The following is a 23,681-nucleotide window of genomic DNA, read 5'->3' as shown; positions in this document are numbered from 1 at the left end:
TGGCTACCTGCAAGGATCAACCTTGCCATACGGGCAAGGTCAAGCGCGAATCAATAGTTGAGATCGGCTTTCTTGAGGTACATCCCGTTCAGGTCGGCAGCGATGCGGTATTTGAGGATATCCCCCGCGCGCAGCTGGATCTTGGTGCTGCGTGGCGCTTCCATGCCGGGTTCACAGCCCACGACATTGCCGCGCAGGGTGCTCAGTCGCACCGAGACTTCACCGGCAGGCAGGTTGAAAGACACCGAGTCTTCCTGAAACAGCCTCCCGGCCAGGCGGTCCTGAACGTAGATGCCGATCTCGCAGGAAGTCGCGACTTCCAGGCGCTCTCGGGAAATGATCAGGATGCCGTAGTCCTGAGCCGCCTGAGTGGCAGGTGTGAGAGCCAGGAAACCGAGAATGCTGAAGAGGCTGACTGCTGACCAGCGCATCGCTGATACTCCTGATGTAAATGTGGCTGACGGTAGAGGTGTCGATAACTCAGCTTGGCTCACGATTACGCCGAATACCAGCCCGGCAGCAATGACAGAAACTTGACCTTGCCATGATGACAAGGTTGAAGATGCTCACTGTTCATCACTGAAGGAGTGACACCATGCAGTTATTCAACGTTCAAGGCATGACCTGCGGGCATTGTGTTCGCGCGGTGACCGAGGCAATCAAAAATGACGATCCGACTGCCGATGTTCAGGTCGAACTGGCCAGCAAGCAGGTCAAGGTGCAAAGCAACCTGTCGCCCGAGCGGATTGTCAGCCTGATCAGCGAAGAGGGTTATCAGGCGCAGCCGGCATGATCCAGACCCGGGAGATCGATGCGGTCTCCCGGTCTGTAAACATTGAAAAGTTTTGAATTAATTCCCCCGTCCGTCGTTCTCTGCAAGGTAAGCCGGGTAAACTAGCCCGTTGCTCTGCATCTGTGAATGGACACCCGATGAATCTACGAACGATCCTTATCCTTGGCTCATTGAGCGCCTTCGGCCCTCTGGCCATCGACTTCTATCTTCCTGGCTTTCCGGCCATGGCCTCGTATTTCGGGACCGATGAAAAACACGTACAGCTAACCCTGGCGGCCTACTTTCTGGGACTTTCCCTGGGGCAGTTGGCCTATGGTCCGGTGGCTGACCGGTTCGGTCGGCGCATGCCGCTGCTGGTCGGAGTGACCCTGTTCATGCTCGCCTCGGTCGCCTGTGCCTTTGCGCCGAGCCTTGAGTGGCTGATTGCCGCGCGTTTCGTGCAGGCGCTAGGCGGCTGTGCCGGGATGGTCTTGTCACGCGCCATCGTCAGCGACAAATGCAACGCCGTCGAGTCGGCCAAGGTCTTCTCGCAACTGATGCTGGTCATGGGCCTGGCACCGATTCTGGCTCCGATGCTGGGCGGCGTGCTGGTCAGCACTTTTGGCTGGCAATCGATATTCGTCAGTCTCGCCCTGTTCAGCGGCGCCTGCCTGGCGGCGGTTGCACTGGGGCTGCCGGAAAGCATGCCGGCCACCACACCGCGCCAGCCGTTGAGCGGCGCGCTGGGCCAGTACCTCAATCTGTTCAAGGACAGTGTGTTCATCGGTCATGCGCTGACCGGCGGCATTGCCATGGCCGGGATGTTCGCTTACGTCGCAGGCTCGCCGTTCGTGTTCATCAAACTGTATGGCGTGCCTGCCGAGCACTACGGCTGGCTGTTCGGAATGAACGCGGCGGGCTTCATTCTGGTGGCGCAGATCAACGCGCGCATTCTGCGCAAGACCGGTCCGGCGTTTTTGCTGTCGCGCACGGTCTGGATCTATCTGGCTGCCGGGCTGGTGTTGCTGGCGATCAGCGGGTTGCGCACCGAGGCGCTCTGGCCGCTGCTGGTGCCGTTGTTCATCTGTGTGGCAAGTCTGGGGTGCATCATCCCCAATGCCTCGGCCTGCGCCATGAATGGCCAGTGGGCGCGGGCGGGCAGTGCCTCGGCGTTGCTGGGGTGTCTGCAATTCAGCGTTGCCGCCGTCGCCGCCAGTCTGGTGGGCCTGCTGCATGACGGTACGGCTACACCGATGGCGCTGGTCATCAGCCTGTGCGGCGTGCTGACCGTCGGCCTTTCGGTGCTGACGCGACGTGCGCAGGCCCGGCGCGATGCGTCGCTCCAGACCGCCTGATCGCCAAGGCGGTGGTGTCAGTCGCGCCGTGCGTGACTGACACCATCGACTTCATACGGCCCAGGCGTTTCCGGCTCAGAAACCTTCCAGTACCACCTTGCCCTTGGCCTTGCCGCTTTCCAGCAGGGCATGAGCGCGGCGCAGATTTTCGGCGTTGATGGTGCCGAAGTGCTCGCCAAAGGTGGTTTTCAGCGTCCCGGCGTCAATCAGCTCGGCAACCCGGTTGAGCAGGTTGTGCTGCTCGATCATGTCCTCGGTTTCGAACATTGACCGCGTGTACATGAACTCCCAATGCAGCGAAAGGCTCTTGCGCTTGAGTTTCGACACATCCAGCGCCTTGGGATCGTCGATCAGCGCCAGCTTGCCTTGTGGCTTGAGTGCCTCGACGAGCTGATCCAGATGCTGTTCGGTCTGGGTCAGGCTGGCCACATGAGTCACGTGGTTCAGGCCGACGCGTTTGAGTTCTTCGCTCAGCGGCTTGCTGTGATCCAGCACATGATGCGCCCCCAGTTCGTTGACCCAGCTTTCGGTCTCGGGCCGCGAGGCGGTGCCGATGACTTTCAGCGAGGTCAGTTTGCGCGCCAGCTGGGTCAGGATCGAACCCACGCCACCGGCGGCGCCAACGATCAGCAGGCTGTGGGCGCCTTCACCTTTTTGCTGCGGGATCTGTAGTCGCTCGAACAGCAGTTCCCAGGCGGTGATGGCTGTCAGCGGCAGCGCCGCCGCATGGGCGAAGCTCAGGGTCTTGGGCATGTGGCCGACGATGCGCTCGTCCACCACGTGCAGCTCGCTGTTGGCACCCGGCCGGGTCAGAGAACCGGCATAGAACACCTTGTCGCCCGGCTTGAACAGCGTGACCTGGCTGCCGACGGCCTTCACCACACCCGCCACGTCCCAGCCCAGCACCTTGCCTGCACCATCATCAGGCTGGACGTTCTGACGGATCTTGGTGTCCACCGGGTTGACGGAGATGGCCTTGACCTCGACCAGCAGATCGCGAACGCCGGCCACCGGCTCGGGCAGCTCGATATCCTGCAGTGAGTTCACGTCGCTGATGGGCAGGGACTGGTAGTACGCAATGGCTTTCATGTCAGGGTCTGCTCCGAAAGAAAATGATGAAGAGATCATTGGCTATTTCCAGTAAAGATAAAACCCGCTAAAACGGCAGGCTCTTTCAATTTTATTTTGATAATACGAGGCCTTGATGCTGCGTTTTGATGACTTGCAGTTGTTCGTACGTGCAGCGGATCTGGGCAGCCTTTCTGCCGCAGCGCGGGTCATGGACATGTCTGCGGCGGTTGCCAGCGCGGCGCTCAAGCGTATCGAAGGGCAGTTGGGGACCCGCTTGCTGGCCCGTTCGACGCGCAGCCTGCGCCTGACTGCCGAAGGTGAAGGGTTCCTGGAGTATGCGCGTGCTGCACTGGGCAGCCTTGAAGAGGGGCGGCGTTTGCTGGCCAGCAGCCAGGACCGTTGCGAGGGCGTGCTGCAACTCTCGGCGCCATCGGACCTGGGGCGCAACGTGCTGTTGCCATGGCTCGACGAATTTCAACAGCAGCATCCGCAACTGACTGTGCGCCTGCTGCTGGGTGATCGTATTGCCGATCTGTTTCGCCAGCCTGTCGACGTGGCGCTGCGCTACGGCGAGCCGGAAGATTCCAGCCTGGTCGCACTCCCGGTGTTGCCTGACAACCGACGGGTATTGTGTGCGGCGCCGAGTTACCTGCAGCGTCATGGCGAACCACATCAGGTCGAGCAACTGGCGCAGCATAATTGCCTGCTGTTCATGCTCGGCGATCGCATTCATGACCGCTGGACGCTGAACGACGGCAAGCGCGAAATCAGTCTGACGGTCAGCGGCAACCGGTTCAGCGACGATGCCGACGTGGTGCGTCGCTGGGCGATTGCGGGCGAAGGTGTGGCGTACAAGTCCTGGCTGGACGTGGCCGCAGATGTGCGGGCCGGGCATCTGAAAGTGTTGATGCCTGACCTGATCGGGGAGCGTGCGCCATTGAACCTGTTGTGCGCGCATCGGGCGCAACTCAGCAAGCCTGTCATTCTGTTACTGGAAATGCTCAGGTCACGGTGTAAGCAACACGCTGTAGGCCTGTCGTCCGCAAACTTGTTTTAATCGCCGCGTCCCGGTAGGAAATGGCCTTCGGACGTGTCGGAAAATATAATTTTCTAATGTATTTCAATAGCGCGAAGTTTGGCTGCCGAAACAAAGTTGAAACTGACTGTTGTTGAGTGGATTTGGCATTTTTGTCATAGCCATTACGCTTGTCTTTTTAATCCCCTTTTGAAGTGTCGCTGCAAACCCCTTGGATAGAGGGGTTGCGGCGTAGTCGCGGGAAAAACTTGGTGTTCAGTGAACGCGCCACAGTTGGGCGATTTTTTGCGTCGTGGTGCGCCCGCAGTTTGTAAGAGGCGTTTTTCACCCAACGGGGGCGCAGGGCATAGAGTTTATACTTGTCATTACATATAAGAGCCACGTTCAACTCTACCGAGGCGTGATTGCTTTCACCCAGTCATCACCATAGATGAATGTTTCAACAGGGAGTGAACACATGGAATACGGACCTTGCATCAGCCAGATCGCAACCTTGCTGGCCGACCCCAAGCGCAGCGTAATGATCTGGGCACTGATGGATGGTACTGCTCGCCCTGCCGATGAATTGGCAATCCTGGCGGGACTCTCGACTTCCTCTGCTGGCGCTCATCTGGCGCGGCTGACCAGTGGGGGGCTGTTGAAACAGGAGGTCCGCGGCCGCAAGCGCTTCTTTCGCCTTGCAGCGCCGGAAGTGGGGGCGGCGGTCGAGGCGCTGGCCAGTGCCTCGCTGGCCAGTGCTGAACAGATCAATCGTCGCTTTGCCCAGCCTACGCCGCCCTTGCCGCTGCGCCGCGCGAGAATCTGCTCCGATCATTTGGGTGGCGAAATGGCTGCCGAGCTTTATCAGCGCCTGCTGGAAGCCGGCTGGATAGAACAACAGGAGAAGCGCGTCGAGGTCACGAGCAAGGGGGTGGCCAGATTTGCCGAACGCGGCATCTACATACCCGCACTGGCGCAACGCAAGCGGGAAACGGTCTGTGTCTGTCCGAAATGGAACGATCGCAACCCGCATCTGGGCGGCGCGCTGGGGGCGGGGTTATTGCAGCTTTTCATTCAGATGGGCTGGCTGCGCACCACTGAAGAGTCCAGCACCTTGCAGGTCTCATCCAGTGGGCAGCGGGAAATCAGCAAGATCGCGGCGGCGGCCTGACTGGACCGGCAGTTGCGGTCTGTCCCTATCGTGTCAATGCTCCGCGCTGGCATGCAGTTCCGGACGCTCCGCGTCCTCTTGCGACGCAGAGCGTCGCGAAAGGCATTCCCACACGGAGCGTGGGGAACGATGGGCATGCCGGTCCCAACCCTATCGTGCCAATGCTCCGCGTTGGCATGCAGTTCGGGACGCTCTGCGTCCTCTGCGACGCGGAGCGTGAAGAACGATGGGTGTGGCCTGCTCAATCACTCTCTAGGGCTTGACCAGTCGTGCATCCAGGCTGTTTTGTGCCAGGCGTTTGGCCTGGTCTTCGGTCATGCCCAGGTGGGTGTACAGCGCGTGGAAGTTCTCGGTCACGTAGCCACCGAAGTAGGCCGGGTCGTCCGAGTTGACGGTGACCTTCACGCCGCGCTCGAGCATGTCGAGGATGTTGTGCTGGGCCATGTCGTCGAACACGCAAAGCTTGGTGTTGGACAGCGGGCAGACGGTCAGCGGGATCTGTTCGTCGATGATGCGCTGCATCAGCCGCTCGTCTTCGATGGCGCGAACACCGTGGTCGATGCGCTGGATCTTCAGCAGGTCCAGTGCTTCCCAGATGTATTCCGGCGGACCTTCTTCCCCGGCGTGGGCCACGGTCAGGAAGCCCTCGTCGCGCGCGCGATCGAACACACGCTGAAACTTGCTCGGCGGGTGGCCCATCTCCGAACTGTCGAGGCCCACGGCGACGAACGCATCACGGAACGGCAGCGCCTGATCGAGGGTTTTTTCGGCTTCTTCCTGGGACAGGTGACGCAGGAAGCTCAGGATCAGGCCGCTGTCGACACCCAGCTTCGACTTGCCGTCTTTCAGCGCACCGGTAATCCCGGCCAGCACCACTTCGAACGGGATGCCACGGTCGGTGTGGGTTTGCGGATCGAAGAACGGTTCGGTGTGGATAACGTTCTGTGCCTTGCAGCGCAGCAGGTAAGCCCAGGTCAGGTCGTAGAAGTCCTGCTCGGTGCGCAATACGTCTGCGCCCCGGTAATACAGGTCGAGGAATTCCTGCAGGTTGTTGAAGGCATACGCCTTGCGCAGGGTTTCGACGTCATCCCACGGCAGGGCAATCCTGTTGCGCTCGGCCAGGGCGAACAGCAACTCGGGTTCCAGCGAGCCTTCGAGGTGCAAGTGCAGTTCTGCCTTGGGCAGGGCGTTCAACCAGTCGTACATATTCTTTTCTCATCAGGTGCAGATCCCGGGCATTCTACAGATGCACGTCGCTGCGCAGGGTAAAACCTGACCGAACGTTCAACTTGCCTCCTGTTCGCGACGATAAGCGTAGGTATCCGCGAAGCGCGACAGCAGAAATTCGGCGCAGGTGGTCACCGGATAGCGGGCCGGCCGGCCTTCGCTCTGGCAGCCGGGCAGGCATTCGATGCGCGTGTCGGGATGCGGTTCGGCGAAGAACGGCATGGAATAGCGATCAACCCCGAGCGGGCTGATGACCCGATGCGGAGTGGACAGATAACGATCGTTGCTCCAGCGCGCCATCATGTCGCCCAGATTGACCACGAAGGTGCCGTCAAGCGGTGGCGCGTCGATCCATTCGCCACGCACATCACGTACCTGCAGGCCGCCCGCCGTGTCCTGATGCAGCAGGGTGATGCAACCGTAATCGGTATGCGCACCTGCGCCTTGTTGCTCGGCTGAGGTCGCCGTATCACGCGGCGGGTAATGAATCATGCGCAGTACGCTGACCGGGTCCTTGAAGCGCTGATCGAAGAAATCGCGCTCGATGCCCAGCGCCAGGGTCATGGCGCGCAGCAGGGTTTGAGCCAGCGCCTGCATGTCCAGGTAGTGTTGCTCCATCAGGGTTTCCCAGCCGGGAATGTCCGGATGCCGGTTTGGCCCGCGCAGCGGTTTGCCCGCCAGTACGTCGGGATGACGGGCATCCAGGTGCAGGCCCATGTCGAAGGTTTCCTTGAGGTCGCTGGGCAGGCTGGGGTCCAGTTGTTCGGTGGCGATGGCGCCGTAGCCACGATGATGCGTGCTTTGGGTGATATCGATCAGGAGCTTTTCAGCTGCCGGCCGGGCGAAGAAGTCCCTTGCCGCCGATTGCACCTGCTCGATGCGTTGCGCACTGATCGGGTGGCCCTTGATGTAAAAGAAGCCCCATTCCCGACAGGCACTGTCGATTTGCCGGGCGACATCCTGCCAGGCCTGAGTGTCCGTGCCGTAGAGCGGGGCAATGTCGATGACGGGAAGCTGGTCCATTAACCGGTCCTGAAAGGGAAGTGTCGGGTGTCGATGATCGTGCCTGGCGCAGCAGGCACGATGGTCATACAGTCGGCGGCCGGATTACTTCGGCAGTTCGGCCTTGATGCCTTCGACGTAGTAGTTCATCGATGCCAGCTCGGCATTGGTCGCGACCACGCCGTCAGCGATTTTCACGGTGCCGTTCTGGTCCTTGATCGGGCCGGTGAACGGGTGGAATTCGCCGCTTTCGATGCTGGCGATGATCTTCTGCGCCTCGGCCTTCACGTCAGCAGGCACCACGTCGCTGATCGGCAATTCGACCGTCCCTTCTTTCAGGCCGCCCCAGTAATCCTGTGGTTTCCAGGTGCCCGCGATGGCGCCTTCGGCGGCCTGGATGTAGTGCGGCCCCCAGTTGTTGACGATGGAGGCCAGCACCGCTTTCGGTCCGAAGTGGGCCATGTCCGACGCATAACCGACGGCATACACGCCGCGACGCTCGGCGGTCTGGATCGGCGCAGGGCTGTCGGTGTGCTGGAACACCACGTCCACGCCCTGATCGATCAGCGCGTTGGCCGCATCGGCTTCCTTGCCCGGATCGAACCAGGAGTTGACCCACACCACTTTGATCTCGGTGCCTGGGTTGTATTTGTTCAGCGCCAGCTGGATGGCGTCGATGTCGCGCAGCACTTCAGGAATCGGGAACGAGGCGACATAACCGATCTTCTTGGTCTTGGTCATCTTCGCGGCGATGTAACCGCTTACATAGCGACCTTCATAGGTGCGGGCCAGGTAAGTGCCCATGTTCTTGTCCTGCTTGTAGCCGGTCGCGTGCTCGAACTTCACCTTGGGGAATTGCTTGGCGACTTTCAGAGTGGGGTTCATGTAGCCGAACGAGGTACTGAAGATCAGGTCATAACCGCCCTTGGCCATGTTGCGGATAACCCGCTCGGCGTCCGCGCCTTCCGGCACGTTTTCCACGTAGCTGCTGGTGACCTTGTCACCCAGCGCCTTGACCATTGCCTGGCGGCCCTGCTCGTGCTGATAGGTCCAGCCGTGGTCGCCGATGGGGCCGATGTAGACGAATCCGACTTTTAACGGATCGGCTGCCGAGGCGAGCAGGCTGGAGCCGATGCCGACAACGGCGGCGACGGCGCACAGCAGTTTTTTCAGGGGACGACGTGGGTTGGTCAGGTGCATCGGGTTTAGCTCCTTGCGGTCTTGTTGGAGTGCATACCCCGACAATGCAAATAACTGACCAACAGGACAACTTACGATGCTGGCTTGCTTCACCCTGTAGCAATAGTGCGTGTGTAGGAGCGGACTTGTCCGCGAAGGAGGTCGTTCAGGCTATGCATTTTCGGAGAATATGCCGACCCTTTCGCTCCCACGGCCTTCGGCCAGAATCCAAAACAGACTTGTGTGAAACGCGTAGTGCAGCGCGAAGGTGCAGGCGCGGTGGGCTGCGCCGCTAACTGGTGCAGCGCGTGCTGCGCTCGACGATGCACATCGGCGTGCCAGCCACGGGTTCGCGCATGATCTGCACTTGCACATCGAACACCTGGCAGACCAGCTCGGCCGTCAGCACATCGCCCGGCGCGCCGCAGGTCACCAGACGTCCACCCTGCATGACCGCCAGATGGTCGGCGTAGCGGCAGGCCTGATTGATGTCGTGCAGCACGGTAATCACCGTCTTGCCTTCGGCGCTGAGTTCACGCATCAGGTCCAGCAGTTCGACCTGATGGCTGATATCCAGATAGGTCGTAGGCTCGTCGAGCAAAACGATGGCCGCGTCCTGCGCAAGGATCATCGCCAGCCAGGCGCGTTGTCGTTGCCCGCCGGACAGATCGGACAGCGGGCGCTCGGCCAGTGTGTCCAGCTCCATGCGTTGCAAGGCCTGATCGACACTGTGCTGATCGGCTCCACTCAGACGTCCCCACAGGCTGTTGTGCGGACTGCGGCCGTACGCCACCAGTTGGCGCACGCTGACGCCTTCGGGAATCGGCAGCACTTGCGGCAGAAAGGCCACCTTGCGCGCCAGTTCGTTGGCCGACAGCTGATTGTAGGCTGTGCCATCCAGGCTGAGACTGCCCGATTGCGGGGTGAGAATCCGGGCGAAGGCCTTGAGCAGGGTGGATTTGCCGCAACCGTTGGGACCGATCAGCGCAGTGACCTGCGCAGGCGGCGGGCTGAACGACAGGTCCTGCACGATGCGCGTTGCGCCGTAGCCGATGTCGAGTTGCTGCGCCTTCAGAACAGTCATGGGATCAACCTTTGAATCGGGCCAGCAGCCAGAGGAAGTATGGAGCGCCGATCACCGCCGTGAGCACCCCGGCAGGGATCTCGCTGGGGGCGATCAATGTGCGTCCCAGCGTGTCGGCGAGCACCAGCAATAACGCGCCCAGCACCATCGAGGCGGGCAGCAGGTACTGATGATGACCGCCGACCAGACGGCGGGCCATGTGTGGTGCGACCAGGCCGACGAAGCTCACCGGGCCGATAATGCCCACCCCCAGGCTGGTCAACAGCACGGCACTGCCCATCGCCAGCCAGCGCGTACGTTTGAGGCCGGTACCCAGGCTCTGCGCGGCCTCGTCACCCAGGCCGATCAGGTTCAGCGGTTTGGCCAGCAGCAGGCTGAGCGGGATCAGCAGCAGAAGCGGCAAAGCCAGTAAAACGTGGTGCCAGTTGCGGCTCCACAAACTGCCGGTCAGCGCCAGCAGGGCGGTGTTGATATCCAGCGGGTTGGACAGGATCAGGAATTCGGTGATGCTCGACAGCGTCACCGCAATCGCGACCCCGGACAGCGCGAAACGCACCCCGGAAAACTGCACGCCGGTGTTGTACAACGCCAGCAGCAGCGCACCCGCCGCGCCGCCCAGACACGCCACAAACGGCAGCGCGGACACCGGTAACTGCGGCAGGCCGATAATCGCTATGGTCAGCGCCAGCCCGGCACCCTGAGTGACGCCGAGGATTTCCGGCGAGGCCAGCGGGTTGCGAATCACGCCTTGCACGATGGCGCCAGCCAGGCCGAACGCGCAGCCGGTCATGATCGCGATCAGGCCGCGTGGCAGGCGATGATTCCAGACCTCGAAGTCCTTGCTGTCATGGGCGATCAGGTGATCGAGCACGGCGCCGGGTGTCAGCCACACGGTGCCGGCGCTGAGGCTCAGCAGCAGGGCGAGTGCCAGCAGGGTCATCAGCAGCAACAACCTCGAGCGAGGGTGGGTCATAGCGCACGCCTCGCCAGAAACAGAAAGAACGGCGCGCCGATCAGTGCCGTCACCACGCCGGCCGGTGTTTCCACGGGGAAGGCCACAGCGCGGCTGATCAGGTCCGAGGCCAGCACGATGGCCGCGCCCAGGCCGGCGCTGATCGGGATCAGCCAGCGGTAGTCATTGCCCAGCCACTGGCGAGCGATGTTCGGCGCGATCAGGCCGACAAACCCGATCGGTCCGACCGCACAGACACTGGCGCCGACCAGCAGCAGGCTGACCACGAATACCAGCAGGCGTAACGCCCCGATACGCACGCCCAGCGAACGCGCGGCGTCTTCGCCGAGGTTGATCAGGTTCAGGCGCGGTGCACAGGCCATCGCCAGCACCACGCCGATCAGCGTGCAGGGCCAGAGCAGTTGCAACTGCGCGGCACCGACATTGGCCAGTGACCCTGCCAGCCAGTTGAGGACACTTTGCGCCTGGGCCTCGACGAGAATGACTGTGAGGCGGGTCAATGCAGCGCACAGTGCTGCGACGGCAACGCCTGCCAGCACCAGCCGGCCTTGAGCCGTGGCGGGTGACCATGCACCGCCGAGACTGAACACGGTGATCCACGCCAGCGCACCGCCGAGGCAGGTCATCAGCAGGGCGCCACCGGGGAAGGGCAGAGCGACCAGGCCGGTGGAAAACAGCGCCAGCCCCAAGGCTGCGCCTGCGGTAACGCCAAACAATGACGGGGAGGCCAGACGGTTGCGGGTGATGCCCTGCATCAGCGCGCCAGCCACGCCCAGGCAGGCACCGACCAGTGCCGCGCACAAGGCGCGTGGCACGCGCAGTTGCGCGACGATGTAAGCGATATTGCCGCCCTCGCGGCCCTGCGTGATCAGTCCGTTCCAGGCATCCACCTGCCGAATGCTGAACGACGACAGGGCGAACAGCGACACCCAGAACAGTCCCAGGCAGGCCGCGATGATCACGCCCGCCATCAGCCAGCGGCGCATTTACGGGTTCAGCACGGCCTTGCCGCCCTTGAGCACGGCAAGCGCATCGTCGGCGATCTGCTCGGAGGCCATGATCCCGCGATTGCGCGCCCAGCTGTCGCCATCCACTTCGGCCACCTGCTTGTTACGCACAGCGCCCAGCACCTGCCACAGCGGCTGCTTGCTCCAGCTGTCGACAATGCTCGGACGGCGATAATGGCCGACCAGCAACCAGCCGGGATCCAGAGCCAGCAGTTGCTCAAGGCTGACGAGTTCGGTGGGCGCGGCGTTTTTGCGTACTTCCGGGACTTTCAGACCTATCGCCTGCAGTACGCTGCCTGCATAAGAGTGCGGGCCATGGACCGAGAAGCTGTCTTCGCGGGCGACGCCGAACAGCACGTTGGTGTTGGCCGGAATCTGCTCGGCGACAGTCTTCAGGTGCTGCCGGTTTTCTGCGATGCGCGCCTGCATCTGCGGCCCCTTGCCCAGCGCGACGCCGATCAGTTCGGCAGACTTCAGGCTGCCCTGATAATCCTCGCCGCGTGACGGCAGCATCAGCGTCGGCGCCAGGCTGGCCAGGTCGTTGTACAGCGCCTGATGGCGACCGAGGTCGGCAATGATCAGGTCCGGCTTGAGCCGCGCGATCACTTCTATATTGGGTTGCGAACGCAGGCCCACCGACTGCCATTCACCGACGGCCTTGCGCACCTTGGGCAGCACGCGGTTGGCATCGCCATCGTCCGCCGCGCCGACGGGTGTCACGCCCACCGATGCCAGCCCGTCGAGAAACGAAAACTCCAGCACCACCACACGCTTGGGAGTATCAGGCAGGTGGACTTTGTGTTGGCCGTCATCGATGTCGATAGGCGCGGCCTGGGCGAGGCTCGCGATCAGGGTCAGCAGGCCGCAAGCCAGCAGATGCGGAAGTCGAAAAGCACGCATGGCAAAGGTCCTTTCTAACAAAGCGGAATCATGAAAAACAGGCGCGCCCTGAAGGCCGCGAAGAAAACGGCGGGCACTATTTCACATCGCGGCGACGGGATCAAAAGTCATTTACGCGTGAGTGCCGTTCTCATTCGGGCTATTTTATGAAACCTTTTGTCACACACGCTACTCTGACAGCCTTCACTGTTGGCCACCTTCATGTACATCCGCGGCGATGTCGCAAGGTTTGGGGAATAAAAATGGGCGCATTGCTCAAGCAAGAAAAGTTTCTGTTGCTGGCAATCATTGCCATGTTCGTCGCTTATCCACTGGAGCACGTGCTGGTAGGCAATGGTCAGGTCGTTGCGCTGGTGTCGGGGCTGGCGCTGGTCGCCTTCATCGTCTGCGCCTCGATGCGCGTTGCGCATCACGCCGAGATGCTGGCGGAAAAGGTCGGCGATCCTTACGGCACGATGATCCTCACGCTGTCGGCGGTGACGGTCGAAGTGGTGATCCTGGCGATCATGATGAGCAACGAGCCGTCGCCGACGCTGGTGCGGGACACGATTTATTCGGCGGTGATGCTCGACATCAACGGCATCCTCGGTCTTGCGGCGCTGATGGGCGGTATCAAGCACGGCGAGCAGTCGTACAACGACGATTCGGCGCGCACCTACAGCGTGATGATCCTCACCGCGATGGGTGTCTCGATGGTCGTACCCGAGTTCATTCCCAAAGGTGACTGGAAGCTCTATTCGGCGTTCACCATCGGCGCGATGATCCTGCTCTACACCCTGTTCCTGCGCATGCAGGTCGGGCCGCACAGTTACTTTTTCAGCTACAGCTACCCGGAAAAGAAGAAACGCCAGGGCCAGGGCTCCAGTCCGGCTGAAGAACATGCAGAGCCGGTCAATCTGACCCGCTCAATTGCCACACTGGTTGTCGGCGTGGTGGTGATCGGTGCGCTGGCCGAAGTGATGTCGAAGACGGTTGACCTGGGACTGGAAGGCACCGGTGCACCGCCGGTGATGACCGCCATCCTGGTAGCCGCCATCTCCGCCGCGCCCGAGATCCTCACGGCCCTGCGTGCCGCGCTGGCCAACCGCATGCAGTCGGTGGTCAACATCGCTCTGGGCGCTTCGCTGTCGACCGTGATCCTCACGGTTCCGGTGATGGAAGCTATGGCGCTTTACAGTGGCCAGCCTTTCCAGATGGCCATGACTCCGGTGCAGACCGTGATGATCTTAATCACCCTGCTGGTGTCCGCGATCAACCTCAACGACGGTGAAACCAACGCCATCGAAGGCATGACCCACTTCGTGCTGTTCGCGACGTTCATCATGCTCTCGTGTCTGGGGCTTTAAGGCTCATTGCCTATCGTCCTCACGTTCGGCGTAGCGAGAGGACGCAGAGCGTCCTGAACGGCATGCCGACGCGGAGCGTCGCACGATAGTCGAGAGTATCGTTGCGCACGTTCAGCCCTGAATCAATTCCCGAGCAGCCTGGCGGTGATCGGCAATCAGTTGCTTGATGTCCAGCCCTTCGACCTGGCCGTCGATCACTCGCCAATGCCCTGCAATCATTACCCGGTCGGCACGGTCTGCGCCGCACAGCAGCAGGGCTGACAGCGGGTCATGGCTGCCGGAAAAGCGCAGTTCGTCCAGCTTGAACAACGCCAGATCAGCCTGTTTGCCCACCGCCAGTTCACCGAGGTCAGTGCGTCCCAGCAATTGCGCCGACCCCTTGGTGGCCCAGCCCAGCACCAGCTGCGGGGTGATTTTTTCGGCGCCGTAGCGCAGACGTTGCAGGTAAAGCGCCTGGCGGGTTTCCAGAATCATGTTCGATGCGTCGTTGGACGCCGAACCATCGACCCCAAGCCCTAACGGCGCGCCCGCCGCGAGCAGGTCCAGGGTCGGGCAGATGCCGGAGGCCAGGCGCATGTTCGAGCTTGGGCAGTGACAGACGCCCGTACCTGCTGCGCCGAGACGGGCGATTTCGTCGGGGTTGAAATGGATGCCATGGGCCAGCCAGGTGCGCGGGCCCAGCCAGCCGACGCTGTCCAGATAATCCACGGTGCGCAGGCCGAAGCGTTGCAGGCAGAAGTCTTCTTCGTCGAGGGTTTCGGCCAGGTGCGTGTGCAGGCGCACGTCGAGTTTTTCCGCCATGGCTGCGCTCTCGGCCATGATCTGCGGGGTGACCGAGAAGGGTGAGCAGGGCGCCAGGGCGATCTGAATCTGCGCGCCGTCGCCACGTTGATGGTAGGTCTCGATCAAACGCTGGCTGTCGGCCAGAATCACCTCACCCTGCTGCACGGTTTGCTGCGGCGGCAAGCCTCCATCCGCTTCGCCCAGGCTCATCGAGCCACGTGTCAGCATCGCGCGCATGCCCAGTTCCCGAACGCTCTGCACCTGTACATCGATAGCGTGTTCCAGCCCATCGGGAAACAGATAGTGATGATCGGCAGCGGTCGTGCACCCGGACAGCAACAACTCGGCCAGCGCCACCTTGCTGGCGACTGCGAGCTTCTCCGGCGTCAGGCGCGCCCATACCGGGTACAGGGTTTTCAGCCAGGGGAACAACGGCTGATTGACCACCGGCGCCCAGGCCCGCGTGAGGGTTTGATAGAAGTGATGGTGTGTGTTGATCAGCCCCGGCAGCAGCACATGCTCGCGGGCATCGAATGTCTGGGTGCAGGGTGTCGACGGGAGCTGCCCGGCGGCCAGCACTTCAGTGATGACGCCACCTTCGATCACCAGACCGCCACGGGCGTCCAGGTCATTGGCAGTAAACACGGCAAGGGGATTTTTCAACCAGATACGGATCGCGGGCATGGGCCGGCTCCTCTGAAAGACAGGTTCAGGTTAGCCAGCTCAGTGTTGCCCTGTCTGCTGATCCAGGGTCGCCGGGGGCAGATACGCCCCGGCGGAGGACGGCGATTTTAGTCGAGCGACCGGTTACCAGGCAATCGTCTTGCCCTGGTAATCGATGAAGTGATGGCCGCCTTTGCCGGCGTAGGCATTGAGCTGTTCGACCAGCCCGGTGGTGCTGGTCATCACGTCGATGGCGGCATTTTCGCCGCCCATGTCGGTCTTGACCCAGCCCGGATGCATCGATAGCACGGTGGGACGGTTCTCACCCAGCTCGGTGACAAAGGTATTGGTCATCGAGTTGAGCGCAGCCTTGCTGGCCTTGTACAGCGCAAGGTTTGCGCCATCCGGGCAAGTGACGCTGCCCAGCCACGAACTCATGAACGCCAGGACGCCCGTGCCGGGACGAATTTGATCGACGAAGCGCTCGGCCAGACGAATCGGCGCCACAGCGTTGGTCAGGAACAACTGCCCGAGCTCGGCAGCGGTCGACTTCGCAGCGCTCTGGTGTGCCGCGCCGCTGATGCCGGCGTTGACGAACAGCACGTCGAACACCTCACCGCGCAGTTTCTGGACCAGCACTTCAAGCGAAGCCGTTTCGTCCAGATCCACAGCTTCGATGCGCACGCCCTCGACTGCTTTCAGGTTTTCGGCATTTTGCGGATCACGTACGGTGGCGGTGACTTGCCAGCCCTGTTCGGTCAAGCGCTGAACCAGCCCAAGCCCCAGACCGCGAGAGGCGCCGATGATGAGGGCGGTTTTTTTGGTAGTGGTCATGAATGATTCCTTGGCAGATTGAGAGACAGACTCCATGGCAGTGCCAGCAAGGCCTCTCGAAAGTTTCGACCTTGCAGCGTACTCCTGCCCATGACCTGTTGGAATCTTGGTGAGCCGAAAACGTTCAGGAGAATCACTGGAACGGCATGCCTGATAGTTTCAGGATTATCGTTCCTCACGCTCCAGCGTGGGAATGTCGTCGTGACGCTCTGCGTCAACCATCTGCGCCGCTAGCTCCTTAATGCCCCGCCCGCCAGGGCTGGCCCAGCGATACCGGCGCATACAGCCGGGTGCGCAAAGCATCGCGGGAGAGCAGAACGAGGACGATGATGGTTGCCACATAAGGCAGCATCGCCAGCAGGTTGGACGGGATGGCCAGGCCGATGCCCTGCGCGACCAGGTGCAGAATGCTGGCCAGACCGAACAGGTAGGCACCGAGCAGCAGGCGCCACACGCGCCAGCTGGAGAAAACCACCAGCGCCAGGGCAATCCAGCCACGTCCGGCGCTCATGTTTTCTGCCCACATCGGCGTGTAGGCCAGTGACAGATAAGCCCCGGCCAGCCCGGCCATTGCGCCGCCGAACAGCACTGCGAGGGTGCGCACGCGCAGCACCGGCAAGCCCATGGCGCTGGCGGCATCAGGGTTTTCGCCGACGGCCTGGATGATCAGCCCGACGCGGCTTTTCAGCAGTGCCCAGGCGACCAGCGCGAACAAGGCGAAAGACAGGTAGACCAGCAGGTCCTGGGCAAACAGCATGCGGCCGATCAGTGGAATGTTGCTAAGCAACGGGATGGCGACCGGTTCGAAACCGCTCAACGGTTTGCCGACCCAGGCGGCCCCGACGAAGCTGGAAAGGCCGACGCCGAAGATGGTCAGCGCCAGCCCGGTCGCGACCTGATTGGCGTTGAACACCAGCGCCACCAGGGCAAACAGTGCCGAGAGCAGCATGCCTGCGAGCATCGCCAGCAGCACACCCAGCCAGAGGTTGCCGGTGTTCAGGGCGACGATGAAACCGATCACTGCGCCAAACAGCATCATGCCTTCCTGACCGAGGTTGATGACGCCGCTTTTTTCACAGATCAGCTCGCCCAGCGCCACCAGCAGCAAGGGGGTTCCGCAACGGACCATGGCGTAGAAAATATTGCTCAGCAGGTCGATATCCATCATGCGGCTCCTGTGACGGGTGTCATCTGGCGCTTGGCCCAGTGCAGTTTCAGACGTGGGCGGTAGAGAATCAGCACATCGCAGGCGAGCAGGAAAAACAGCATCATCCCCTGAAACAGTTGCGTGATTGCCAACGGCAGGTTCAAGGTCATTTGCGCACTTTCCCCACCCAGATACAGCAGGGCGATCAGCAGGCTGGAGAACAGAATGCCGATGGGGTTGAGGCGGCCGAGAAAGGCCACGGTGATCGCGGCATAGCCATAACCTGGCGAGACCTGCGGCACCAGTTGGCCAATCGGCCCTGCCACTTCCGACACGCCCGCCAGCCCGGCAAGTGCGCCACTGATCAACAGCACCAGCCACACCAGGCGTTTTTCGCGAAAGCCGACGAAGCCAGCCGCTCGCTTGTCCAGGCCCAGCACCTTGATCTGGAAGCCGACAAAGCTGCGTTGCAGCAACACCCAGACCGCGACCAGCGCGAACAGGGCAAAGTACACGCCGATGTGCGCGCGGCCATCCTCCATCAACAGCGGCAGGCGGCTGGCGTCGCCGAAGGTCGCTGACTCCGGGAAGTTCATGCCGGCCGGGTCCTTGAGCGGCCCATGGACGAAATACAGCAGCAAGTTGAGGGCGATGTAATTGAGCATGATGCTGGTGAGGATTTCATTGGCGTTGAAGTGCGTGCGCAGCCAGGCGGTCACTCCCGCCCAGGCAGCGCCGGCAAGGGTGCCGGCCAGCAGCACTATGACCAGCGCCCAACGGCTTTCCATGTCGATGATGTTCACCGCCACGGCACTGCCCGCCAATGCGCCGAGCAGCAACTGGCCTTCCGCACCGATGTTCCAGATACGCGCCTGATAGGCGACCGCCAGACCCAGCGCGCAGAGCAGAATCGGCAGGGTCTTGACCATCAACTCCGACAGGCCATACCAGTCGCTGACCGGCGCGATCAGCAAGGTGTGCAGCGTCACCCAGGGGTTCAGGCCCAGGCCGATGAACAGCAGCGAACCGCAGACCAGGGTCAGCACCGCAGCCAGTAAAGGGGAGCACCACAACATCGCGCGCGATTGCTGGCCGCGCGGTTCCAGAGAAAGCAGCATCTTTTGCTCCGTTAACCCGCCGTATGGGCCTGGCTGTGAGAATGATCGAACTGACCTGCCATCCAGCCGCCGATTTGCACGGTGCTGGTCTGTTCAGTGGGGATCAGGTCGGAAAGCTGACCGCCGCTCAGGGCGGCGAGTCGGTCGCTGATCTGGAACAACTCGTCCAGGTCTTCGGAGATCACCAGAATGGCGGCCCCCGCGTCGCGCAAGGCAATCAGCGCGCGATGGATCGCCGCCGCAGCGCCGACATCCACGCCCCAGGTGGGGTGCGCGGCAATCAGCAGTTTCGGCTTTTGCAGGATTTCCCGACCGAGAATGAATTTCTGCAGGTTACCGCCCGACAGACTGCGTGCCGGGGCTTGTGCATCCGGCGTCTTGACCGCAAAGCGCCGAATGATTTCGTCAGCCAGTGCGCGCACCTTGCTGCGCTGGATCAGACCGTTGCTCACCAGCCCTTGCTGGAAGGCGGTAAGCAGCGCGTTGTCGGCAAGACTGAGTTCCGGCACAGCGCCATGCCCCAGGCGCTCGGCCGGGACGAATGCCAGGCCACGCTTGCGGCGCGCATCGGGGCGCAGGTTGCCGACCGGGGCATTCTCGAAACGCAGGGTCGCCGCCTGGGCGTTGGGCAAGGCCTGTTCACCGCTGAGCAGTGCCAGCAACTCATCCTGACCATTACCCGCCACACCCGCGATACCGACGATTTCGCCGCTGCGTACTTCCAGGCTGAGGTCTTTGAGCGAGCAACCGAACGGGTCCGGGTTGTGCCAGGACAGTTTGTCGATACGCAAAAAGGCGGTACTGCCGCTGACTTTCTCATACTGTGCGGTCAGCCCTTCGGCATCACCGACCATCAAGCGCGCCAGTTCCAGATCGGAGCATTCAGCGGGAATGCAGTGCCCGGAGACCTTGCCGTTGCGCAGCACGGTTGCGCTGTGACACAGCGCACGCACCTCGCCCAGTTTGTGACTGATAAACAGAATGCTGCAGCCTTCTCGAGCCAGATGCCGCAGGGTCACGAACAGCTCCTCGGCTTCCTGGGGCGTCAACACCGACGTGGGTTCGTCGAGGATCAACAGGCGGATGTCCTGCATCAGGCAGCGAATGATTTCGACTTTCTGCCGCTCGCCAATCGACAGGCTATGGACCAGCCGCTGGGGCTCCACCGCCATGCCGTAGCGTTGCGAGACCTCGCGAATGCGCGGTTCGAGCTGTTTGGGCGTGCCTGCCGCTGCGCCCATCGCCAGCGCGATGTTTTGCGCGACGCTGAGGGTTTCGAACAGCGAAAAATGCTGGAACACCATGCCGATGCCCAGGCTTCTGGCCTGCGCCGGATTGCGCATGGTCTGCGCCTGGCCTTGCCAGATGATCTTCCCGGCGTCGGGCTGCGTCACGCCGTAGATGATCTTCATCAGCGTGCTTTTGCCCGCACCGTTTTCACCCAGCAGGGCGTGAATCTCTCCGGGCTGAATCGTCAGGTCGACAGCGTCGTTGGCCAGACAGCCGGGATACCGTTTGGTGATGTGGCGCAGTTGCAGGCGCGCAGGTATCGCGTGGTTTGACATGAAAGGCTCTGAGACAGAAGTGGGTCGCGTGTGGATAAAGCAAAATCCTGGCCAAGGAGTCAGGATTAGAGTCCCGGGCGCTGAATCAAGGCCGGGCACAGAGTTTCCGGCCCTGTCACCGGCCTTGGTTGATCGAGCGCACTGGTTTCAGCACCAGTTCGGGGCATGCCGGCCGGGTACGGGCCAATGTGGCCCTTGGAGTTGAACAAAAAATGTACAGCGGACGTGGAGGGCGGTGCGCTGAACCAATGCGCGACCCTTGCACCTGTTATCCACAGGTTCGTCCACAGATACTGTGCGCAAGCGGGTCGAGTGAGAATAATGCGGCGGCCGCTAACATCCAAAGGCACTAAGAAGCGCTAACAGGCTGTTTTTGCACTCTTTATGGATCCACGTCCGGCAATTGCTTAAAAAACGATCATTTGCCTGAAACGCAAGCCTGGCAAGGCCCGCGATAGAGTGTGCTCAGCTTATCCACAGCCGGATGCACAGTAGATGTGGGCAATTGTAGTGTGTGGCGCAGAAGCTCTGGCTATTGCTCCGGCGCTGCGTGCAGAAGGATTCTGCCGCGACTCAGGTCAGCCAGTTGGCGCTGCAGGGTGTCGGTGTGCTCTGGGCCGATGGCGATGGATATCTGTACACCGTTGGCCATGAAGTTTTCGCTTTCCACCAGACCGTTCAATTCGCCGAGACGCAGCTTGACCAGCGCCAACTCACTGAAACTGCATTCAAGGTGGAACGACGCGCGCTGGATCAGCGGCACACGCGTAGCCTGCTGCAGACATTTGTTGGCACCGCCGCCATAGGCGCGGGCCAGGCCGCCGGTCCCCAGTTGAATGCCGCCGTACCAGCGGATCACCAGCACCACGACCTGGTCGAACTCCTGCGCTTCGATGGCGGCCAGAATCGGCCTGCCTGCGGTACCGCCCGGTTCCCCGTCATCGTTACTGCGGTACTGGCCACCGAGCTTCCAGGCCCAGCAGTTGTGAGTGGCGTTCAGGTCACTGTGTTGCTCGATGAATGCCTGTGCGTCGGCCGGGCTGGCGATAGGAGCGGCGAGGGTGATGAAGCGGCTCTTGCGGATTTCTTCACGAAATTCGCAAGGGCCGATCAGGGTAAAAGGCATGCGTGTGTCCAACTGACGTCAAGGCGACGATTCTACAAGGCTGGCGGTGTGAGCCCACAACCTTTGAGGATGATTCGAATGAGATTGTTGCTGGCCTGATCCATGTCCTGACGCGTCAGTCGGGAGCGACCGGTAACGCGACAGATCTGCGAGGCGAAGTCGGCATAGTGCTGGGTGCTGCCCCATAGCAGGAAGATCAGGTGCACAGGGTCGACCGGGTCCATCTTGCCGGCGTCTATCCATGCCTGAAAGACCGCGGCGCGGCCCTGGAACCACAGGCGGTAATCCTGGCTGAAATACTCGCTCATGCATTCGCCGCCGCTGATGATCTCCATGGCGAAGATCCGCGAAGCCTGTGGCTGGCGGCGCGAGAACTCCATCTTGGCGCGAATATAGCGGGCCAGCGCCTCTGCCGGATCGTCGTCAACGCTGAGGTGGTTGAAGGTGCTGTCCCACAAATCGATGATGTTGCTGAGCACCGCGACATACAGGCCGAGTTTGTTGGTGAAGTAGTAATGCAGATTGGCTTTTGGCAGCCCGGCCTTGATCGCGATGGTGTTCATGCTGGTGCCCTTGAAACCGTGGCGGGCAAATTCATCTTCGGCTGCCTGGATGATCGCTTCTTCGTTCTTCTGACGAATACGGCTTGCAGGCTTGGTGACGTGAGCGCTGTGTGCGGGGACTTCAAGGGTCATGGGCAATTCCGGACAGGTCGTAGGGCGCGACGGATGAACAGATAGCGCACCGGCGAGCATCTCGCAAGCGTCGGTGCGGGCGCGGCATGCAAGGTTATCGTGGTTGCTCCACCGGTTTGGGTTCCGCCAGGTCGTCGGTCTGAACGGCGGCGACTTTGCCTTCCGGAATCAGCAGGCACATGACGATGGCCGTGATACCGCCGCTGGTGATGGCCGAATCGAACAGGTTCTGCACCAGTTTCGGCAACTGATGAAGCAGCGCAGGTTGCGCCGCAATGCCCAGACCGACACCCAATGACGTCGCGATGATCAGCATGCTGCGCCGGTCCAGCGGCGACTGGGCCAGAATGCGCACGCCGGCGGCTGCGACGCTGCCGAACATGACCAGCGTCGCGCCGCCGAGCACCGGCTTGGGGATCTGCTGGACGATGGCGCCGATGTGCGGAAACAGGCCGAGCACGAACAGCACCGCGCCGATGTACAGCCCGACGTAGCGACTGGCAACGCCGGTCAACTGGATCACGCCGTTGTTTTGCGCAAAGGTGGTATTGGGAAATGCGCTGAAGGTCGCGGCGATCATGCAGCTCACGCCGTCGCCAAGCACACCGCCCTTGAGGCGTGCCAGGTAGCCCGGGCCGCTGATTGGCTGGCGTGCGAGCATGCAGTTGGCCGTCAGGTCGCCGACCGTTTCGATGCTGCTGATCAGATAAATCAGCGCGACAGGCAGGAAAGCGCTCCAGTCGAAATTGAAGCCGAAGCGGAAGGGCACCGGTACGCTGATCAAGGGCAGGTCGTGAAGGGGCTGCGGCACCAGCTTGCCGCTGAACCAGGCGGCCAGGCTGCCGACCGCCAGGCCAATGATGATGGCTGACAAACGTACCCAGGGCGTATTCGACCGATTAAGCACAATGATCACGGCCAGAACCAGCGCGCCCAGCGCCAGATTCACGGGGGCGCCGAAGTCCGGCGCATTGAAGCCGCCGCCCAGGTCTGTCACGCCCACCTTGATCAGGCTCACGCCAATCAGCGTGATGACAATACCGGTCACCAGCGGCGTGATGACCCGTCGCAACTGACTGATGCAGCGACTCAGCGCGATCTGCACCAGCGCACCGAAAAAGCACACGCCGAAGATCATCGCCATGATGTCCTCCGGGGTGCCGCCGCGCTGCTTGACCAGAAAGCCTGCGGACAACACGGCGCCCAGGAATGCGAAGCTGGTGCCTTGCAGACAGATCATGCCCGCGCCGATACCGAACGGACGGCGTGCCTGGATGAAAGTGCCGGTGCCCGAGACCATCAGGGCCATGCTGATCAGGTACGGCATGTATTGGGTCAGGCCGAGGGTCGAGCCGATGATCAGGGGCGGAGTGATGATCCCGACGAAGCTGGCGAGAACATGCTGGAACGCAGCCAATATGGCCGTCCAGGGTTTGGGGCGATCGTTCAGGCCATAGATCAGGTCATCGTTGTCGAGTGTTTCGGGCTGCATGGCGAGGTCTCGGACTGGGAAATGCCATGTGCTGGCGTGTCGTTGTCCGGGAGTACTGCAAAAAACTGTCCAGTTGCTCAGGTTATTTCTATTTGAAGCCAACTATTTCAATGAATATCAGCCTGATAGCACTTTCGACGCGTTCTGCGGCATCGG

At 61.5% G+C, this 23,681-nt stretch carries 22 protein-coding genes; 5 read left to right on the top strand and 17 right to left on the bottom strand.

Translation table 11 applies throughout. The features are described from left to right. Window positions 1-50 precede the first annotated feature (50 nt). Window positions 51-431, bottom strand: a complete 381-nt coding sequence (locus JOE33_RS10780; RefSeq protein ID WP_010431791.1) for a hypothetical protein — start codon at window positions 429-431, stop codon at window positions 51-53. A gap of 164 nt (window positions 432-595) precedes the next feature. Between JOE33_RS10780 and JOE33_RS10775 the strand changes: the two genes are divergently transcribed. Continuing rightward, window positions 596-793, top strand: a complete 198-nt coding sequence (locus tag JOE33_RS10775) for a heavy-metal-associated domain-containing protein (RefSeq protein ID WP_010431793.1) — start codon at window positions 596-598, stop codon at window positions 791-793. Between the two features lie 137 nt (window positions 794-930). Then, window positions 931-2,127: a multidrug effflux MFS transporter gene (locus JOE33_RS10770; RefSeq protein ID WP_054993588.1), complete on the top strand. Its 1,197-nt coding sequence runs from the start codon at window positions 931-933 to the stop codon at window positions 2,125-2,127. Window positions 2,128-2,202: 75 nt separating this feature from the next. On the opposite strand, the gene JOE33_RS10765 is transcribed toward JOE33_RS10770, so the two are convergent. Next, complete coding sequence (locus JOE33_RS10765) at window positions 2,203-3,216, bottom strand: zinc-binding alcohol dehydrogenase family protein (RefSeq protein ID WP_054993587.1); 1,014 nt, start codon at window positions 3,214-3,216, stop codon at window positions 2,203-2,205. A gap of 115 nt (window positions 3,217-3,331) precedes the next feature. Between JOE33_RS10765 and JOE33_RS10760 the strand changes: the two genes are divergently transcribed. Together JOE33_RS10760 and JOE33_RS10755 are read left to right on the top strand one after the other, a co-directional pair. Beyond that, the gene (locus tag JOE33_RS10760; protein ID WP_096126287.1) at window positions 3,332-4,255 is read left to right on the top strand and encodes a LysR family transcriptional regulator; all 924 of its coding nucleotides are present in this window, start codon (window positions 3,332-3,334) and stop codon (window positions 4,253-4,255) included. Between the two features lie 436 nt (window positions 4,256-4,691). Beyond that, window positions 4,692-5,384 carry a helix-turn-helix transcriptional regulator gene (locus tag JOE33_RS10755; protein ID WP_187625086.1) on the top strand — a complete coding sequence of 231 codons (693 nt, stop codon included), beginning with the start codon at window positions 4,692-4,694 and terminating at the stop codon, window positions 5,382-5,384. A gap of 252 nt (window positions 5,385-5,636) precedes the next feature. Here JOE33_RS10755 and JOE33_RS10750 read toward each other — a convergent pair whose 3' ends face one another. From JOE33_RS10750 to JOE33_RS10720, 7 genes are all read right to left on the bottom strand, one after another. After that, entirely contained in the window at window positions 5,637-6,590 is a 954-nt protein-coding gene (locus JOE33_RS10750) for an adenosine deaminase (protein ID WP_010431810.1), read from the bottom strand. 78 nt (window positions 6,591-6,668) lie between these two features. Beyond that, window positions 6,669-7,634, bottom strand: a complete 966-nt coding sequence (locus tag JOE33_RS10745; RefSeq protein WP_187625087.1) for a 2-oxoglutarate and iron-dependent oxygenase domain-containing protein — start codon at window positions 7,632-7,634, stop codon at window positions 6,669-6,671. Window positions 7,635-7,718: 84 nt separating this feature from the next. Next, complete coding sequence (locus JOE33_RS10740) at window positions 7,719-8,813, bottom strand: BMP family ABC transporter substrate-binding protein (RefSeq protein WP_054993585.1); 1,095 nt, start codon at window positions 8,811-8,813, stop codon at window positions 7,719-7,721. Between the two features lie 271 nt (window positions 8,814-9,084). Beyond that, complete coding sequence (fecE, locus tag JOE33_RS10735; protein WP_010431816.1) at window positions 9,085-9,876, bottom strand: Fe(3+) dicitrate ABC transporter ATP-binding protein FecE; 792 nt, start codon at window positions 9,874-9,876, stop codon at window positions 9,085-9,087. A gap of 4 nt (window positions 9,877-9,880) precedes the next feature. After that, window positions 9,881-10,849 carry an iron chelate uptake ABC transporter family permease subunit gene (locus JOE33_RS10730; RefSeq protein ID WP_032615318.1) on the bottom strand — a complete coding sequence of 323 codons (969 nt, stop codon included), beginning with the start codon at window positions 10,847-10,849 and terminating at the stop codon, window positions 9,881-9,883. Continuing rightward, entirely contained in the window at window positions 10,846-11,835 is a 990-nt protein-coding gene (gene fecC, locus JOE33_RS10725) for an iron-dicitrate ABC transporter permease FecC (RefSeq protein ID WP_004409631.1), read from the bottom strand. Before fecC ends, JOE33_RS10730 begins: the two co-directional genes overlap by 4 nt. Continuing rightward, window positions 11,836-12,756: a Fe(3+) dicitrate ABC transporter substrate-binding protein FecB gene (locus JOE33_RS10720; RefSeq protein WP_187625088.1), complete on the bottom strand. Its 921-nt coding sequence runs from the start codon at window positions 12,754-12,756 to the stop codon at window positions 11,836-11,838. Window positions 12,757-12,998: 242 nt separating this feature from the next. On the opposite strand from JOE33_RS10720, the gene JOE33_RS10715 reads away from it, so the two are divergent. Beyond that, complete coding sequence (locus JOE33_RS10715) at window positions 12,999-14,102, top strand: calcium:proton antiporter (protein WP_187625089.1); 1,104 nt, start codon at window positions 12,999-13,001, stop codon at window positions 14,100-14,102. Window positions 14,103-14,213: 111 nt separating this feature from the next. Here JOE33_RS10715 and JOE33_RS10710 read toward each other — a convergent pair whose 3' ends face one another. The 8 genes from JOE33_RS10710 to JOE33_RS10675 form a co-directional block, all read right to left on the bottom strand. Next, window positions 14,214-15,569 carry an 8-oxoguanine deaminase gene (locus JOE33_RS10710; RefSeq protein WP_187625090.1) on the bottom strand — a complete coding sequence of 452 codons (1,356 nt, stop codon included), beginning with the start codon at window positions 15,567-15,569 and terminating at the stop codon, window positions 14,214-14,216. A gap of 123 nt (window positions 15,570-15,692) precedes the next feature. Next, window positions 15,693-16,382 carry an SDR family oxidoreductase gene (locus JOE33_RS10705; RefSeq protein WP_003318635.1) on the bottom strand — a complete coding sequence of 230 codons (690 nt, stop codon included), beginning with the start codon at window positions 16,380-16,382 and terminating at the stop codon, window positions 15,693-15,695. A gap of 238 nt (window positions 16,383-16,620) precedes the next feature. Further along, a complete protein-coding gene (locus JOE33_RS10700; RefSeq protein WP_122590051.1) occupies window positions 16,621-17,547 on the bottom strand; it encodes an ABC transporter permease in 927 nt (308 codons plus the stop codon). Then, entirely contained in the window at window positions 17,547-18,647 is a 1,101-nt protein-coding gene (locus JOE33_RS10695) for an ABC transporter permease (protein ID WP_122529406.1), read from the bottom strand. The genes JOE33_RS10700 and JOE33_RS10695 overlap by 1 nt, the downstream gene beginning before the upstream one ends. 11 nt (window positions 18,648-18,658) lie before the next feature. After that, the gene (locus tag JOE33_RS10690; RefSeq protein ID WP_032615310.1) at window positions 18,659-20,212 is read right to left on the bottom strand and encodes an ABC transporter ATP-binding protein; all 1,554 of its coding nucleotides are present in this window, start codon (window positions 20,210-20,212) and stop codon (window positions 18,659-18,661) included. Window positions 20,213-20,744: 532 nt separating this feature from the next. Then, a complete protein-coding gene (locus tag JOE33_RS10685) occupies window positions 20,745-21,338 on the bottom strand; it encodes a YigZ family protein (protein ID WP_122529404.1) in 594 nt (197 codons plus the stop codon). A 32-nt stretch (window positions 21,339-21,370) separates the two neighbouring features. Then, window positions 21,371-22,033, bottom strand: a complete 663-nt coding sequence (locus JOE33_RS10680; RefSeq protein WP_122529403.1) for a TetR/AcrR family transcriptional regulator — start codon at window positions 22,031-22,033, stop codon at window positions 21,371-21,373. 94 nt (window positions 22,034-22,127) lie between these two features. Next, the gene (locus tag JOE33_RS10675) at window positions 22,128-23,525 is read right to left on the bottom strand and encodes a nucleobase:cation symporter-2 family protein (protein ID WP_010431853.1); all 1,398 of its coding nucleotides are present in this window, start codon (window positions 23,523-23,525) and stop codon (window positions 22,128-22,130) included. Window positions 23,526-23,681: the final 156 nt, after the last annotated feature.

The organism is Pseudomonas sp. PvP027 (genome assembly GCF_017833005.1).
In the GTDB taxonomy this organism is placed as follows: Bacteria; Pseudomonadota; Gammaproteobacteria; order Pseudomonadales; family Pseudomonadaceae; genus Aquipseudomonas; species Aquipseudomonas congelans.
This window is presented reverse-complemented; position numbering and strand designations above follow the sequence as displayed.